Origin of the sequence: Flavobacterium sp. LC2016-23, assembly GCF_009674775.1 — a bacterium.
Taxonomy (GTDB): Bacteria; Bacteroidota; Bacteroidia; order Flavobacteriales; family Flavobacteriaceae; genus Flavobacterium.
On record NZ_WKKE01000001.1, the window covers coordinates 59,472 to 74,945 of the forward strand.

The 15,474-nt window shown below is 35.8% G+C and carries 13 protein-coding genes and 1 tRNA gene; 9 read left to right on the forward strand and 5 right to left on the reverse strand.

Annotated elements, in window-relative coordinates; genetic code table 11:
* A complete protein-coding gene (locus GJU43_RS00280) occupies positions 1-753 on the forward strand; it encodes a SusE domain-containing protein (RefSeq protein WP_154338867.1) in 753 nt (250 codons plus the stop codon).
* A gap of 62 nt (positions 754-815) precedes the next feature.
* Positions 816-3,683, forward strand: coding sequence for an alpha-amylase family glycosyl hydrolase (locus tag GJU43_RS00285; protein WP_154338869.1), 2,868 nt, complete (start codon positions 816-818; stop codon positions 3,681-3,683).
* Positions 3,684-3,752: 69 nt separating this feature from the next.
* Here GJU43_RS00285 and GJU43_RS00290 read toward each other — a convergent pair whose 3' ends face one another.
* The 3 genes from GJU43_RS00290 to GJU43_RS00300 form a co-directional block, all read right to left on the reverse strand.
* A complete protein-coding gene (locus GJU43_RS00290) occupies positions 3,753-3,977 on the reverse strand; it encodes a DUF6814 family protein (protein ID WP_154338871.1) in 225 nt (74 codons plus the stop codon).
* Between the two features lie 11 nt (positions 3,978-3,988).
* A complete protein-coding gene (locus GJU43_RS00295; RefSeq protein ID WP_154338873.1) occupies positions 3,989-5,485 on the reverse strand; it encodes an MFS transporter in 1,497 nt (498 codons plus the stop codon).
* 433 nt (positions 5,486-5,918) lie between these two features.
* Positions 5,919-5,991 (reverse strand) — tRNA-Phe (locus GJU43_RS00300).
* Between the two features lie 99 nt (positions 5,992-6,090).
* Between GJU43_RS00300 and GJU43_RS00305 the strand changes: the two genes are divergently transcribed.
* The 7 genes from GJU43_RS00305 (at position 6,091) to GJU43_RS00335 (ending at position 13,076) form a co-directional block, all read left to right on the forward strand.
* Positions 6,091-6,825, forward strand: coding sequence for a type III pantothenate kinase (locus GJU43_RS00305; protein WP_154338875.1), 735 nt, complete (start codon positions 6,091-6,093; stop codon positions 6,823-6,825).
* Entirely contained in the window at positions 6,818-8,047 is a 1,230-nt protein-coding gene (locus GJU43_RS00310) for a hypothetical protein (protein ID WP_154338877.1), read from the forward strand. Before GJU43_RS00305 ends, GJU43_RS00310 begins: the two co-directional genes overlap by 8 nt.
* Before the next feature lie 50 nt (positions 8,048-8,097).
* A complete protein-coding gene (lptC, locus tag GJU43_RS00315) occupies positions 8,098-8,649 on the forward strand; it encodes an LPS export ABC transporter periplasmic protein LptC (protein ID WP_154338879.1) in 552 nt (183 codons plus the stop codon).
* Positions 8,650-8,658: 9 nt separating this feature from the next.
* Complete coding sequence (locus GJU43_RS00320) at positions 8,659-8,853, forward strand: hypothetical protein (protein WP_154338881.1); 195 nt, start codon at positions 8,659-8,661, stop codon at positions 8,851-8,853.
* 3 nt (positions 8,854-8,856) lie between these two features.
* Complete coding sequence (locus GJU43_RS00325) at positions 8,857-10,116, forward strand: hemolysin family protein (protein WP_154338882.1); 1,260 nt, start codon at positions 8,857-8,859, stop codon at positions 10,114-10,116.
* A gap of 109 nt (positions 10,117-10,225) precedes the next feature.
* The gene (locus GJU43_RS00330; RefSeq protein ID WP_154338883.1) at positions 10,226-12,325 is read left to right on the forward strand and encodes a peptidylprolyl isomerase; all 2,100 of its coding nucleotides are present in this window, start codon (positions 10,226-10,228) and stop codon (positions 12,323-12,325) included.
* 298 nt (positions 12,326-12,623) lie between these two features.
* Positions 12,624-13,076, forward strand: coding sequence for a hypothetical protein (locus GJU43_RS00335; protein ID WP_154338884.1), 453 nt, complete (start codon positions 12,624-12,626; stop codon positions 13,074-13,076).
* 34 nt (positions 13,077-13,110) lie between these two features.
* Here the strand turns inward: GJU43_RS00335 and GJU43_RS00340 are convergent, their stop codons facing one another.
* Together GJU43_RS00340 and GJU43_RS00345 are read right to left on the reverse strand one after the other, a co-directional pair.
* Positions 13,111-14,025 (reverse strand): GYDIA family GHMP kinase, encoded by a 915-nt coding sequence (locus tag GJU43_RS00340; protein ID WP_154338885.1) that lies wholly within the window; start codon positions 14,023-14,025, stop codon positions 13,111-13,113.
* 113 nt (positions 14,026-14,138) lie between these two features.
* On the reverse strand, positions 14,139-15,452 hold the full coding sequence (locus GJU43_RS00345) for a hydroxymethylglutaryl-CoA reductase, degradative (RefSeq protein ID WP_154338886.1): 1,314 nt from the start codon (positions 15,450-15,452) through the stop codon (positions 14,139-14,141).
* Between the last annotated feature and the right edge of the window lie 22 nt (positions 15,453-15,474).

Consider the following 15,474-nt stretch of genomic DNA (forward strand, 5'->3'; position numbering starts at 1 on the left):
ATGAAAAATATATATAAAATTTTAATCGCATTCGTTGGTGTATTAGCCGTATCGTGTAATGCAGATGACGTTGAAGATAGACCAGTAATAGAAGCTGCAAAAGCTCCTGTATTATTAACTCCAAAATCAGATTTTAGTATTGTGCTCCAAAATACAAATGCGGCAAATGCTGCAACAACTTTCGTTTGGGATGATGCACAATATCAGGGAACAACAACTATTGTAACTTACAGTTTAGAAATGGCAAAAGCAGGAACTAATTTTGCAAGTCCTACAATAGTTGCTACAACAACTGATAAATTCAAAAGTTTTACAGTTGCAGAGTTAAACTCAGCTTGCTTAAATGCTGGTTTTGCCCCTTTTAAGGCGGCGCAGATTGATGTTCGTGTTAAATCTTCTGTAGGGGCAGCAGGGGCAGTAGATCAGGTTTCAAATTTTTATACCATTACAGCTACACCTTATCCGGCTTGGCCAAATTGGGGTATTATTGGTTCTGCAACTCCTAATGGGTGGAATGATCCCGATACTAATTTAGATTATGATTTGACTACTAAAAAATATTCTTATGTTGGACCATTGGTAGTAGGGGAAATTAAATTTAGATTAGATGATGCATGGACTACTAATTTTGGAGATGATGGTAATGATTTGACATTAGATGCTGGAGGTGCTAATATTCCTATTCCGGTAGCTGGAAATTATACTATAGTTATCGATTTTGCAGCTAAAACGTATACCGTAAAAATGAACTAGGTTTTCAATAATCAAAAAGGGCTGTCTAAGGATAGCCCTTTTTTAATTATAACTAACAAGCTATGAAAAAAACTTTACTCTTATTTTTCCTTTTGCTGTCGACGGCTATTTTTGCACAGCAGCAAACAGTTACGTACTCTATAAATCCGTCACCTTTTGAGGATACCACTTCTATTACCATAACAATTAATGGTTCAAGTGTCAATGAAGGTACCTGGAGTGTTGCCGGCAATGCCTTATATCTTTGGTCATGGTCCTATGATGTAAACGATGCCGCTCAAATGGATTCCCCTTCAAACGGTTCCTGGACGGCTTCAAATGAAGCCAGTAAATTCACGTATAATGCCGGAACAGATACCTATACAAAAACTTTTGTCCCGTCGGTATATTTTAATCGAAACGGAATCGGCAGGATGGGATTTCTGGTTAAAGCAAAAGATGGATCGGGAGGTAAACAATCTCAGGATATTGTCGTTGAAGTGGGTTCTTTTCAGGCCACTTTGACTGCTCCGGCCGAAAATAGCGCCAGCATTATTGCTTCAGGTGCCAACTTTACTATTTCGGCAACCAATACAAACGGTGCTGCAAGTTATACGCTGAAAGCAAACGGAACGACAATCAATACCAATGCAGCTACATCTGCTTATTCCTATTCTCACACGAATATCACCAACAATCAAAGCTATGAATTAACTATAGTTCAGGGAGCAACAACAATTGTTAAAAAATTCTCTGTAATTGTAAATCCAAATACGGTTTCAGCAGCAATACCCGCAGGTTTAGTAGATGGAATTAATTATAACACTTCCGATGCCACAAAAGCCACTTTGGTTCTGGATGCGCCTTTAAAAGACTTTGTTTATGTTGCAGGAAGTTTTAATAACTGGCAGCCTACTTCGGCGTATGCCATGAAAAAAGATCCGGCTTCAGGGAAATTCTGGCTGGAAATTACAGGTTTGGTTTCCGGAGTAAACAATACCTATCAGTATTGGGTAGTGGATGCAACACCGCTTGCTAATTCGCCTTCATTGGTAAAAACGGCCGATCCGTATTCTACTTTGGTTTTGTCACCTTATGATGATGCCGGAATTCCATCAGCTTCTTATCCAAATTTACCAGTATATCCATCAGGACAAAACTTTGAAGTTACTGTGCTTAAAACAGGTCAGACACCTTACAATTGGCAGGTGACTAATTTTACAAAACCGGAGAAAGATAAATTGGTGGTGTATGAAGTTTTGGTTCGCGATTTTGATGCTGCCAGAAATTATCAAAGTTTGATTGATAAAATAGATTATTTTAAAAATCTTAAAATAAATGCGATCGAATTAATGCCGGTAATGGAATTTGAAGGCAACGAAAGCTGGGGGTATAATACTTCTTTTCATATGGCGCTGGATAAATTTTACGGGACATCAGATAAATTGAAAGAACTGATCGATTTGTGTCACCAAAACGGAATTGCAGTTATTCTGGATGTTGCTTTGAATCATGCCTTCGGAAGAAATCCGATGGTGAGAATGTGGATGAACGATCCTGACGGAGATGGTTTTGGTTCGCCAACAGCCGAAAATCCGTATTTTAATACGGTTGCCAAACATACTTACAGCGTTGGGGAAGATTTTAATCATCAATCGCTAAAAACGCAGAATTATGTGGATCGTGTGATCAAACAATGGATTCAGGAATATAAAATTGACGGATTCCGTTGGGATTTAACCAAAGGATTTACGCAAGCCTGTACAGCAAGTGATGAGTCATGTACTAATGGTTACCAACAGGACAGAGTTGATGTTTTGAAAAAATATGCCGATTATTCCTGGAGTCTGGATCCAACGCATTACACGATTTTCGAACATTTAGGTTCCGATTCGGAAGAGCAGCAATGGGCCAATTACAGAATTGCAGAAACGCCAAGTAAAGGAATTATGATGTGGGGAAAAATGACAGATCCTTATAATGAACTGTCAATGGGATACACAAGTAATATTTCAAGAATGACAAGCGGTAGTCGTGGTTTTACAGCAAATCGATTGATGGGTTATGCAGAAAGTCATGATGAAGAACGTCTGATGTATAAAAATATACAATACGGAGCTTCAAACGGAACGTATAACGTGAACACATTAAATACCGCCTTATCCAGAATGTCTGCTATCGGAGCGGTTTCTCTATTGGTGCCGGGCCCGAAAATGATCTGGCATTTTGGAGAATTAGGATGGGATGATTCTATTTTTACCTGTAATAATGGTACGGTAAATGATGCCTCTTCAACCATTTCGGGAGATTGTAAGTTAGACACAAAACCACAGCCTCAATGGGTGGAGAATTGGCTGGGAAATTCAAATAGAAATAAAATCTACAACGATTGGGCTAAAATGATTACGCTAAAAACTACAGAGCCGGTATTTTTGGGAACACCGACCATAGCGAATGCGAGTTCTTTAAGTGTTAACATAAAAATCACCAATGCAAATTTAGCTTCAACGCAACTAAAAGATGTGTTGATTTTGGCCAACTTTGGATTGACACCTCAAAATGTAGCGACAGGTTTTCAGTACACAGGAACTTGGTATAATCTAATGGATAATACCACCATAAATGTTACTGATGCTACAGCACCGATAAGTATTCCTGCAGGAGAATACAGAATCTACGGTAACAAACAGGCAAATTTGGCAATAGCTGATTTTGAAAAAGGGAATACGGTAAATCTGTATCCAAACCCGGTCTCCGATTATTTTACCTTAAATGTAATCACATCAAAAGTGCAGATATATTCCGTTTCGGGTCAATTGGTAAAAAGTTTTGTAACGAATGGAAATGCAGATTTTCAGTTTTCGGTAACAGACCTGACAACAGGATTGTATCTCGTTAAAGCTGTTGATGAAAATAATAAAACACAAGTGATGAAATTCATCAAGAAATAATGGTTTGTTAGTTATGTAAAAGGGCTGTCTGTAAATAGACAGCCTTTTTATTTTGATGCTTTTTCTAATTTATTTCTTTTCGTTGTATTCACCAATAACGGCAAAATAACCAAAAGTTCCCAAGCCCAGAACAATTAAAGGAGTGAGAATAAAAAGGATTATAATCCCAAATACAAGATCATCCTGCTTGTCTGACAGCAGTTTTGGTAAACCAAATTCAAAAACGCAAAAATAGGCAGCAGCAACTGCCAGTATCACCCATAGAAAACCTAACGCCTGTTTGATTGTATTCATTTTTTTTAAATTTAAAGGTGATTAATTTTGTTTTTATTATCAATGTAAATCATTCCAATTATAAAGCATACCGAAGCAATAACAATAGGATACCATAATCCGTCCAGATAAAAATCAGTTTTTCCTGTTTCTTTGGCATGTGTTACAAAATAAGTGGATATCGCAGGAAGCAATCCTCCAAAAATTCCATTTCCAACATGATAAGGCAAAGACATCGACGTATATCTGATCTTGGCTGGAAACATTTCTACCAAAAATGCTGCAATCGGTCCGTATACCATAGTGACAAATAAAACCTGAATAAAAACCAGTAAAATCAAGGTCCACTCATCATTGGAATTAATAAGGATGGAGACGTTGGTCTGAGGTTCTTTCTTCGTATTAAAAGCCGTTGTTTTTTCTATATACGAAGTTCCGTCAGTGTAGGTTTTTGAAATTGTGGTGATTACGTCATTATTTTTTGTTGTTTCCGTGTTTTGACTTCTTTTTTCTACAATTTCAGATTTGGTGCTTACAGCTGTAGTCGTATACATTGTTTTGTAAATGGGCCTGTACAGTAAAATGGCAAGCAGCATTCCGCCCATCATAATGTATTTTCGTCCTATCTTGTCGCTCAGCCACCCGAAAACAATAAAAAAGGGAGTTCCTAACAATAGGGCAATTCCCAGTAGTTCATCAACTTGGGAGGAGTCTATGTTCATTACTGTTTTCATAAAGCTCATGGCATAGAATTGTCCGGTGTACCAAACTACGCCCTGTCCCATTGTCGCGCCAAATAAGGCCAGTAAAACAAATTTTAAGTTATATCGGTTACCAAAGCTTTCTTTTAACGGATTTGTACTGGTAGTGCCTTCTTTTTTAGCTTTAGCAAAAACAGGAGACTCGTCCATGTTTTTTCGAATCAGATAAGAGATGCCAACCATAACAATAGATACCCAAAACGGTACACGCCATCCCCAGGAATCAAAATCTTCAGCTGACAACACATTTTTTGTGGCTAATATGACCATTAGAGAGATAAATAAACCAACAGTCGCAGTAGTCTGAATCCAGGAGGTCCAGTATCCCTTTTGCCCCAGAGGAGCATGCTCAGCAACATAAGTGGCTGCTCCGCCATATTCTCCGCCAAGAGCAAGTCCTTGCAGTAAACGCAGGATAAGTACCAGTAAAGGTGCTAAAAAGCCGATTGTTTCATAGCTGGGAATACAGCCGATTAAGAAGGTTGAGCCACCCATTAATAGTAAAGTAGCCATAAAAGTATATTTGCGCCCAATGATATCTCCAAGTCTTCCAAAGAATAAAGCACCAAAAGGGCGAACTACAAATCCGGCGGCAAAAGTAGCTAAAGTGGATAAAAAAGCTGCAGTCGGATTATCAGTCGGAAAGAATTTGGTGGAGATTACGACGGCCAGACTTCCAAAAATATAGAAGTCATACCATTCTATCATTGTTCCCATTGAGGAGGCCGAAATTACTTTCCAAATGCCTTTTGTAGAGTTTTTACTCATAAATTATCTTGTGTTTTCAATAACAAATAAAATCATTAGGTATCATTTTACGAATATATGAGATATTTTTTTATTTAGTTAATACTTTTTTAACAAAATTATATAATTGTTGAATTTACACTTTTTGGTAATTAAAAGTTTACAAATAAGATGTTTTTTTACCGCAAAGGACGAAGGTTTGCACAATCCCGATAGCTATCTGGAGCAAAGGTTTTATTAAAAGTTGTAAATCAAAGAAGTTTTAATCATGCACCAAAGAAAAAAAGCAAAGGTTCACAAAGCTTAAACTAACTTTGCGAACCTTTGCGTAAATCTTTGCGTACTCTGCGGTAAAACTTTTGGCAAGAATCGGAATAGAGAATATATAAGTAATGCATTTGTCAAAAGATATTAAAAACAAAAAACCCGAATATTTCTATTCGGGTTTTAACGGTGGTGCCTCCAGGGATCGAACCAGGGACACATGGATTTTCAGTCCATTGCTCTACCATCTGAGCTAAGGCACCGTGCTGATTGCGGGTGCAAAGATAGAATCATTTTTCGTTTATCCAAAACATTTTTTAAAAAAAATCAATTCGTATCTTTGCATTTATAAAAAAGTAAACATGATTTTAACTGTTGATGTTGGTAATACCAGAATTAAAGCTGCTGTCTTTGAGGGAAGTACTGTTGTTGAAAATTTTGTTTTTGAGAAAAATGAGCTTGAAAAAAAAATTAAAAAAATTTTAAAAAAATTTCAAAATTGTTCCGATTTGGTCGTTGCTTCGGTCGGAAATATCGAAAAACAGTCTTTTTTGGCTTTCGAAAAGGAACTCAATATTCATTTTTTAACACATGAAGATATTTTTCCCTTCACCAATCAATATGCAACCCCAAAAACTTTAGGAATTGACAGAATGGTTTTGGCTGCGGGTGCCACTTTGCAGTTTCCAAAACAAAACAGATTAGTAATTGATGCAGGAACTTGTATTACCTACGATTTTATCGACGAAAAGGACAATTATCTGGGCGGAGCAATTTCTCCTGGCTTAAGATTGCGTTATGAGGCTTTGCACAATTTCACGGCCAGACTGCCTTTGCTGACTTTGGAGTCGCCGGAACACTATATAGGGAATTCCACTAAAGAGGCGATTCATTCTGGTGTTGTGAATGGGTTCGTCTATGAGATTGATGGTTTTATCGATGAATATCGGGCAAACTTTTCAAATTTTATAATAATTTTAACGGGTGGCGATGCAGATTTTTTGGCTAAACGATTAAAAAATACCATATTTGCCAATTCAAATTTCCTTCTGGAAAGTTTGAGCCAAACATTTCAATATAAAATCGACAATGATTAAAAAAATTATAATAAGTACCTGTTTACTTATATCGTTCGTTTCATTCGCGCAACAAGGTACTGCTTCCCCATATTCCTTTTACGGAATTGGAGATGTAAAGTTCAAAGGAACTCTTGAATTCAGATCTATGGCAGGTGTTGCGGTAGAACAGGATAGTATACATTTGAATATTGAAAATCCGGCAAGTTATGCCAGTTTGGGACAAACGACTTTTTCTGTAGGAGGAACTTTTGGAACTTCTAAGATTAAAACAGAAGGAGAAACTTCAAAAGCACAAAGATCAACTTTTGATTATCTGGCAGTGGGAATTCCTATGGGGAAATTCGGAGCAGCATTTGGTCTGGTTCCTTTGTCGGCTGTAGGGTATAGAATTGCAAATGATAATACAGATACTCCCAATGCTGTAAGCAGTCAGCTGGAAGGAAAAGGAGGCGTTAATAAAGTGTTCTTTGGTTTAGGCTATAAAATTACGCCGAAATGGAACATTGGAGCAGATGTGCAATATGATTTTGGTAAAATTACGACCACCAGTATAGAACTTGTAACAGATGTTCAAAATGCAACCAGAGAAGAGAATATTTCTAAAATATCAGGTGCTACGTTTAACATTGGTACCATGTATCAAACCAGGATTTATCAGAAAATGAATTTATATACCAGCCTGAGCTATAATTTTTCCGGTAATTTAAATTCTGATAATACCAGAACTGTTCAGGTTGATGGTGATGCAGATCCATATACGTATCCTGTTACTTCAACCGACTTGAAATTGCCTAGTAAATTTACCATTGGAGCCGGTATTGGAGAAGCCAGAAAATGGTTGATTGGTACTACTTTGGCTTTTCAGGGAGATGGAAAACTGAATAATCATTACAATACAGTAGACGATGTGCGTTATGAAAAATATGCCAAATACGCTATTGGAGGTTATTATATTCCGAACTATACTTCTTTCTCAAGTTATTTTAGCAGAATCACCTACAGAGCAGGTCTTAAATACGAAAAAATTGGTTTAATCATAAATAACGAATCAGTTAATGATGTAGGTATGAGTTTAGGTGCAGGTTTCCCGATTACAGGATCTTTTTCAAATGTGAATTTTGGAGTTGAGTTTGGTAAAAGAGGAACGACTACTTCAGGTTTGGTTCAGGAAAATTATCTGAACTTTAGTATAGGTTTTTCTTTCAACGACAAATGGTTCGTGAAAAGTAAATACAACTAAGAAGAGCTTACTATTTTTTTAAGCTCATTACAATTTACTACATTTGGCAAATGAATTTACCAAAGAAATATATAATAACCATTGTCACAGTGCTAGCTGTGACAATGTTTTTTGGGTGCGAAAGTAATTTTAAAGAAGTTCAGAAAATTAACTTTTCAGAGTTTGTTCCCGGAAGTGACGCCGATACCGTTAATATAAAATATACAGATTCCGGACGCATAACCGGAGTACTGATCAGTTCAAAAATGCTGGATTATTCTAATCTTGAATTCCCGTTTACAGAATTTCCCAAAGGCATCGATGTTACCTTATATGATAAAAAACAAAAGCGTACTTTTATCCGGTCCAATTATGCGGTTTCGTACAAACAAACTGGAATTATTGACCTGCAGGGAAAGGTGAAAATTACTTCAGAAACAGGTCAGATGCTTGAAACAGAGCAATTGTATTTTGATCAGAAGAACGAATGGTTTTATACGGAAAGAAAATTTAAGCTTACCGATGCAAAAGGAGTTTCTTACGGACAGGGAATAGATTTTAGTAAAGACTTTAAAGTAATCAATTCACAGCGAATAACAGGCGAATTAGAAGCCGAAGAATAAATACATATTATGGGCATATTAAAATATACACAATACGTTTACTTAATAATTGCAGTTGCGTTTATTTATGACGGAATTACAAAGTTAAATGATCCTGCGACTAATCCGTGGTTAAGTTTTATAATTGCCGGCGTTAGTATTTTTATGTTTTTCTTCAGAAGAAAATATGCGAAAAGATTTGACGATCATTATAAAAAACAATAAAAAATGGAGATTAGTATTATAATACTATGTTTAATACTATCAGCCTTTTTTTCAGGAATGGAAATAGCTTTTATTTCCTCGAACAAAATTTATCTTGAAATAGAAAAAAAACAAGACAATTTTGTTTCCCAAATCCTGACCAGACTTACAGAGAATCCTTCCAAGTTTATTGCTGCAATGCTTATTGGTAACAACGTGGCACTTGTAGTTTACGGATTTTTTATGGGAGATCTGATTCTGGCTCAAATCCCTAAATTTGGACAGCATTTTTCGGATCTTACAAGTTTATTGATCCAGACCGTCATTTCTACTTTTATCGTTTTAATAACGGCAGAATTTTTTCCCAAAGTTTTTTTTCAGATTTATGCCAATTCATTAATTCGGATTTTTGCCATTCCGGCCTATCTGTTTTATAGATTATTTTACTATATCTCAACCTTCTTTATATGGATCTCAGACTTTATTTTAAGGAAGTTTTTCAAAACAGAAGGAGATCAGGTGCAGCTGTACTTCAGTAAAATAGAACTGGGCAATTATATCACCGAGCAAATGAGTTCTGTTGAAGATAATGAAGAAGTAGATTCCGAAATTCAGATTTTTCAAAATGCCTTAGAGTTTTCAGGTGTAAAAGCACGTGATATTATGACGCCCCGTACAGAAATTGTCGATATAGATTTATTTGACAGTGTTGGGGAACTTAAGGATTTGTTTGTAGAAACCGGCTATTCTAAAATTGTAGTGAGCCAAAATTCGCTCGATGATATTGTAGGTTACGTGCATTCTTTTGACTTGTTCAAAAAGCCGAAAACAATTAAATCTGTTTTGATGACCGTTGAGTTTGTTCCGGAAACCATTTCGATAAAAGATGCCCTGAACCTGCTGATCAAAAAAAGGAGAAATGTAGCTGTGGTGCTGGACGAACACGGAGGAACTTCAGGTATAATAACCATCGAGGATATCGTAGAAGAGCTTTTTGGTGAAATAGAAGATGAGCACGATTTAGACGAAGAACTGATAGAACAGGAACTGGGAGAAGGTAAATATTTGTTTTCGACACGACTGGATGTAGAGTATCTGAATGAAGTTTATAAACTGGCTATTCCTGAAGAAGATTCCTACGGGACTTTAGGTGGTTTCATCGTGAATTCCACCAAGGATATTCCGCAAAAAGGCGAAGAAATCGTTATTGGACGCTACTATTTTGTAATAGAGGAAGCCACAAACAAGAAAATTGAATTGGTAAAAATGACTATAAAAGAGTAATTTTTTTAGTAATTAAAAAAAAATGTGCAAAATAAAACACTAGTTGTATTGTTATTAACTAGATAATTGTATTTTCGCAAACTGAATATAAAAATTAACGATAATAAAAATGGCAGTTTTAGCAAAAATTAGACAGCGTTCCGCTTTATTGATAGGAGTTATTGCACTTGCATTATTTGCATTTATAATACAAGATCTGTTCACAAGAGGGACTTTCGGTCAAAGTTCAAAAGATGTAGGAAGCATCGATGGAAAAGATATTTCATTTGAAGACTTTAGAGTTAAAGTTAGTAATGTTGAAAAAAGTGGACAAGGGATTTCTTCCACTGAAGCTGCAAACAGAGTTTGGGACCAGGAGGTTTCAATCGCTTTATTGTCATCTCAGTTTGATAAACTAGGATTGAGAGTAGGTGAAAAACACCTTTTGGAAGTTTTAAAAGCAGATCCGAATATTGGTAAAAACCCAATGTTCCTGAATGCAGCCGGTATGTTTGATATCGTTAAATTCAAGGAGTACTTTAAAGCTAATCCTGAAGCGGCACAATATATTTCTGAGAAAGAAAAAGATGCTACTTTAAACGCAAAATTTCAAATCTACAATACTTTAGTAAAATCAGGACTTTACACAACTGCTAGTGAAGGAAAACTGAAATATGAAATGGAAGCCAACAAAGTAAACTTTGGTTATGCTGCCGGATTGTATTCTTCTATTAAAGACAGCGAAGTGAAAATTTCTGATTCAGATATTGTTGATTATATGAAGAAAAACGAGAAAAAATTCAAAGCGGATGAAACTCGTGAAATTCAATATGTTTTAGTAGAAGACAAACCGTCAAAAGAAGACGAAGCTGAAATCAAAGCTAAAATCACTGGATTATTATCAGGAAGTGTTGTTTACAATGCTAAAACAGGTAAAAATGATACTTTGCCAGGTTTCAGAAATGCAACGAACATTGCTGAATTTGTAAATGCAAATTCTGATATTCCTTATGATTCTACTTATATTGCTAAAAATAATTTGCCTGCAGTTGATGCTGATAAATTATTCAGTTTAGCGCCGGGTGAAATCTACGGACCTTATGTTTATGGTAAATACTACTGTATTTCTAAATCTCAGGGATTTAAAGCGGGAGTTAATGCAAAAGCAAGTCATATCTTAATCGGATATACAGGATCTCAGACTCCAAATACAAAAGAAAAAAGAACGAAAGAAGAAGCTAAAGCCAAAGCAGAAGAAATTCTGGCTCAGGTTCAGGCAAATCCGGACAGCTTTATGATGCTGGCGTTTACAAGCTCTGATGATTCATCTGCACAACAAGGTGGTGATTTAGGTTATTTTGGTCCAAACCAGATGGTAAAACCATTCAATGACTTTGTATTCAGCAACGGAATTGGTAAAATTGGTTTAGTTGAAACTCCTTTCGGATTTCATATTATCAAAATTACAGATAAACAAGACGGAATTCGTTTAGCTACAATTGCTCAGAAAATTGAGCCTTCTGAAGCTACTTCTGATAAAGTATTTACTTTGGCTACCAAATTTGAAATGGAAGCTGCTGATAAAGATTTTAATGCTACGGCAAAAGAATTAGGTTTGAAAGTTGCTGCGCCGGTAACGGCAAAAGCAATGGATGAAGCGTTTGGTCCTTTAGGAAACCAACGTAACATTGTAAGATGGGCATTTGACAAAGAAACAAACAAAGGGGATGTGAAAAGATTTGAATTGGCTAATATTGGGCACGTAATTGCACAATACAAAAGCGAAAACAAATCTGGTTTAGTATCTGTAAATTTAGCAAGACCTTATGTTGAGCCAATCTTAAAAAACAAGAAAAAAGCTGAAATGTTAAAAGCTAAAATGACAGGTTCAAGCCTTGAAGCAATTGCTAAAAGTGCTGGTGTTGCTGTTCAGCAGGCTACTAATGTAACTATGGACAATCCGGTTCTTCCAGGAGGAGTTGGACAAGAGCCAAAAGTGGTAGGGAATGCATTCGCTTTAGCTGCTAATAAAATTTCTGCTCCAATCGAAGGAAATACAGGTGTTTATGTTGTTAAAACTATTAGCGTAGTAAAAGCGCCGGCTATACCAAATCATGCTGAATATGTTGCAAAAGTGAAAGCACAAAGCGCATCTGATGCAAGCAGAATATTACCAGCGTTAAAAAACAATGCAAAAATTGAAGATAACAGGTTACAGTTTAACTACTAGGTTCAGAGTGTAGTACGTAAATAAAAATAGTTAGCCCGAAATGTTCTTTGGAATGTTTCGGGCTTTTTTATTTCGATTTATTTAGCAGGTTTTATTTGTAATAAATATCATTCAAATTTTGTTTAATTATATAAGAATTATAGAAATACAATCTAAAAAATTTGGCTTTTTCAAAATATTAATGTTAATTTGTCTGAATTTTTGTTTTAGCAAATGGTATAAAACATTAAACAGGTTTAATAAAATAAAAGAGCTATGATGAAAAAATACTTTAATAATCAGGTCTTTAATGGTTTTTATGTTTAAGTTGTTTAAAAAGAAACCCAGAGAATATTCCAAAATTGAAAATCATATTTTTGGAATCATCACTGAACTATTAAAAGTCGGCAGTACTGACATTAATTGTGATGAATTGGGAGGGAAGTATTATTTAAGCAACGAAGAACAGCACTTTAAAGTAACCATACTGGGACACGATAATGTGATCAGATTGACCAATACGCGTGATTCTGTTGCTGAAAAATACGACAAGATTTTTGTTGAGGATGTTTTAAAAGCGGTAAAAGAAGAAAAGCACCGCAGGATGGAAGTAGTCTACGATTCAATTACCAATAGTATAGAAAAGATGGCAGAGCGTTTACATAACACTCTTATCGAGTCCAATTCTGTTGTTGATTCGAATGAGCAGGAAAATCAGATAGTCCGGCGCCTCGAAACGAAACATATTAAAAATAAAAAAGTAAATTATTAAAAAAACTTTTTATTTTAAAATACAAATGATGTACCTACAAGATCATTTCGTCATACGAAAGAATAGTTTCATAGCCCCTTGAAGCGAAATAGTCCTTCGGATTTTCTTTCGATATTGCCATAACAAAATCGCCTCCCCAGGCTCCAAGACTCTTAACGACACCATTAAAATCAGAAAAAGCAATCTCTTTTATAGTTTGTAATTCTAAGATAGTACTTAAATGAATTTCATGTTTTTCGACAGCGGAAGCAAATTCTTTTAGCGTTTTAGCATTTACAATTGTCTCTGTTATTTTATCATTGTCTGCAATATTTTTTGCTAAATGCTCATTTTTGTTATTATAATAAGCATTTATGGCAACCCTGCTATTTTGTTTTTTATTAAGATAAACAAAGTAAATATAATCTCTGAAATCAGGATTAAAATCAACAGTATCTACAACAGGCAAATTCTGATCTAAACGGTATATAACAGGAGTATTGTTTTGAGCGCAGGCAATGTCGTAACCACTGCCTCCAAAGCTGTTTTTGAGCAAAGTAAAAGCATCGATTTTAGTCCATTGTGCAATATTGTTCAATAAAGTAGAGGAGGTTCCCAGTCCCCAGTTTTTGGGAAATGTAAGGTGCGTGTTTACTTTGTATCCTTTTGCAGAATCAATAAAATCAGGGTTGAGCAGATATGCTTCATGTAAAATACTGATTAATGTCGTTTTTACATTTTCGATTTTAGATCCGGTATTGTTTATAACTTCAGAAAAGGTAATCGTGTCTTCAAACCAGATGTGCTCATCAAAATCAAAACTTTTCCATTGAATTCCGGGAACAGAATCGTTTTCAACGATTAAATTCTGACCAAATTTAGTTGGTAAAGCAAGTGCTTCTGCACCATCTAAAACTAAATATTCGCCTGTAATTAATAGTTTTCCGTTACTATAATAGGTTGTTTTCATGCTTCAATTTTAAAATAAATTCCAATTCCGAAGCCTCAGGGTAAATTCCAAATTCCAACAATTGGGATTTGGAATTTATTCAGAAGCTCTAATACTTGAAATTTTTATTTATTTTATTTTCTAAGATTTTCGATAAATTCCACTACGGCACTATGGGAAATCGCATTTTTCTTAAAATGAGATTTAATTAAATGACGCTCTTCTTCAGTAGCTTCAAATTGATTGATGATGTTGTTTAGGTGCATTTTCATATGACCTTCCTGAATTCCGGTTGTCGTCAGCGAACGCAAAGCGGCAAAGTTTTGAGCCAGTCCGGCAACTGCAACAATTTGCATTAATTCTTCTGCTGAAGGTTTTTCGAGTATCTCTAAACATAACTTTACCAAAGGATGTAAAGAAGTTAATCCGCCGACAGTACCTAAGGCCAATGGTATTTCAAGCCAGAAGGTGAAAATTCCATTTTCGATTTTAGCATGCGACAAACTTGCATATTGACCATTTTTTGCCGCGTAGGCGTGCACGCCGGCTTCTACTGCTCTGAAATCATTTCCGGTTGCCAGAATGACTGCGTCAACACCATTCATAATGCCTTTGTTGTGCGTTACCGCTCTAAAAGGCTCCACTTCGGCAATTTGAACAGCTTGTACAAATCGTTCCGCAAAATCCTGTGGATTTGCAATATGTTTTTCAGTTAAATCTTCAACAGGACAGGAAACTTCGGCTCTGACAATACAATTAGGAACATAATTAGACAGAATACTCATGATGACATTAAGGGTTTCGTTTTCATCAAACGCATCAGAATTCTGAAATTCTTCCTTTAAGGTTGATGCAAATTGCTCGAGGCAGGAGTTGATAAAGTTGGCTCCCATGCTGTCTTTGGTTTCGAAAGTAGCATGAAGCTGAAAGTAATGTTCCAGGAGGTTTCGCTTGTCTTTGAGCTGAATATCGAGAATTCCGCCACCACGTTGCTGCATGTTTTTAGTGATGCTTTGAGTATTCGAGAAAAATAGCGGTTTTATCTGATCGAAGAAGGATTGTAATTTTTGTGCATCTCCATTGAAAGTAAAATGAACCTGACCAATTTTTTGCGTATCTATTACAGTTGCTTTAAATCCGCCGCGGGTTGACCAGTATTTTGCCGATTTTGAAGCCGCTGCTACCACCGAACTCTCTTCAATTGCCATGGGTATGGTTTTGTACTTTCCGTTTATCAGAAAGTTAGGAGCAACTCCTAGTGGTATATATAAATTGGTAATAGTGTTTTCTATGAATTCATCGTGCAGTTGTTGAAGCTTGTCGTCTGAATTCCAGTAATTTCCTATTATTTTAAGGGCCTCCTCAGGAGTTGAAAAATAGGTTTCTGCAATCCAGTTTACTTTTTCTTTTTTGGATAATTTCGAAAATCCGGCAACGGCGTTGTTCATTCTCAGTATATTAAATAGTAAT

Bases quoted from the DNA above. Each gene is read 5' to 3' on its own strand.
- GJU43_RS00280 (WP_154338867.1), top strand. From the start codon at position 1: ATGAAAAATATATATAAAATTTTAATCGCATTCGTTGGTGTATTAGCC.
- GJU43_RS00285 (WP_154338869.1), top strand. From the start codon at position 816: ATGAAAAAAACTTTACTCTTATTTTTCCTTTTGCTGTCGACGGCTATT.
- GJU43_RS00290 (WP_154338871.1), bottom strand. From the start codon at position 3,977: ATGAATACAATCAAACAGGCGTTAGGTTTTCTATGGGTGATACTGGCA.
- GJU43_RS00295 (WP_154338873.1), bottom strand. From the start codon at position 5,485: ATGAGTAAAAACTCTACAAAAGGCATTTGGAAAGTAATTTCGGCCTCC.
- GJU43_RS00305 (WP_154338875.1), top strand. From the start codon at position 6,091: ATGATTTTAACTGTTGATGTTGGTAATACCAGAATTAAAGCTGCTGTC.
- GJU43_RS00310 (WP_154338877.1), top strand. From the start codon at position 6,818: ATGATTAAAAAAATTATAATAAGTACCTGTTTACTTATATCGTTCGTT.
- lptC (WP_154338879.1), top strand. From the start codon at position 8,098: ATGAATTTACCAAAGAAATATATAATAACCATTGTCACAGTGCTAGCT.
- GJU43_RS00320 (WP_154338881.1), top strand. From the start codon at position 8,659: ATGGGCATATTAAAATATACACAATACGTTTACTTAATAATTGCAGTT.
- GJU43_RS00325 (WP_154338882.1), top strand. From the start codon at position 8,857: ATGGAGATTAGTATTATAATACTATGTTTAATACTATCAGCCTTTTTT.
- GJU43_RS00330 (WP_154338883.1), top strand. From the start codon at position 10,226: ATGGCAGTTTTAGCAAAAATTAGACAGCGTTCCGCTTTATTGATAGGA.
- GJU43_RS00335 (WP_154338884.1), top strand. From the start codon at position 12,624: ATGTTTAAGTTGTTTAAAAAGAAACCCAGAGAATATTCCAAAATTGAA.
- GJU43_RS00340 (WP_154338885.1), bottom strand. From the start codon at position 14,025: ATGAAAACAACCTATTATAGTAACGGAAAACTATTAATTACAGGCGAA.
- GJU43_RS00345 (WP_154338886.1), bottom strand. From the start codon at position 15,452: ATGAACAACGCCGTTGCCGGATTTTCGAAATTATCCAAAAAAGAAAAA.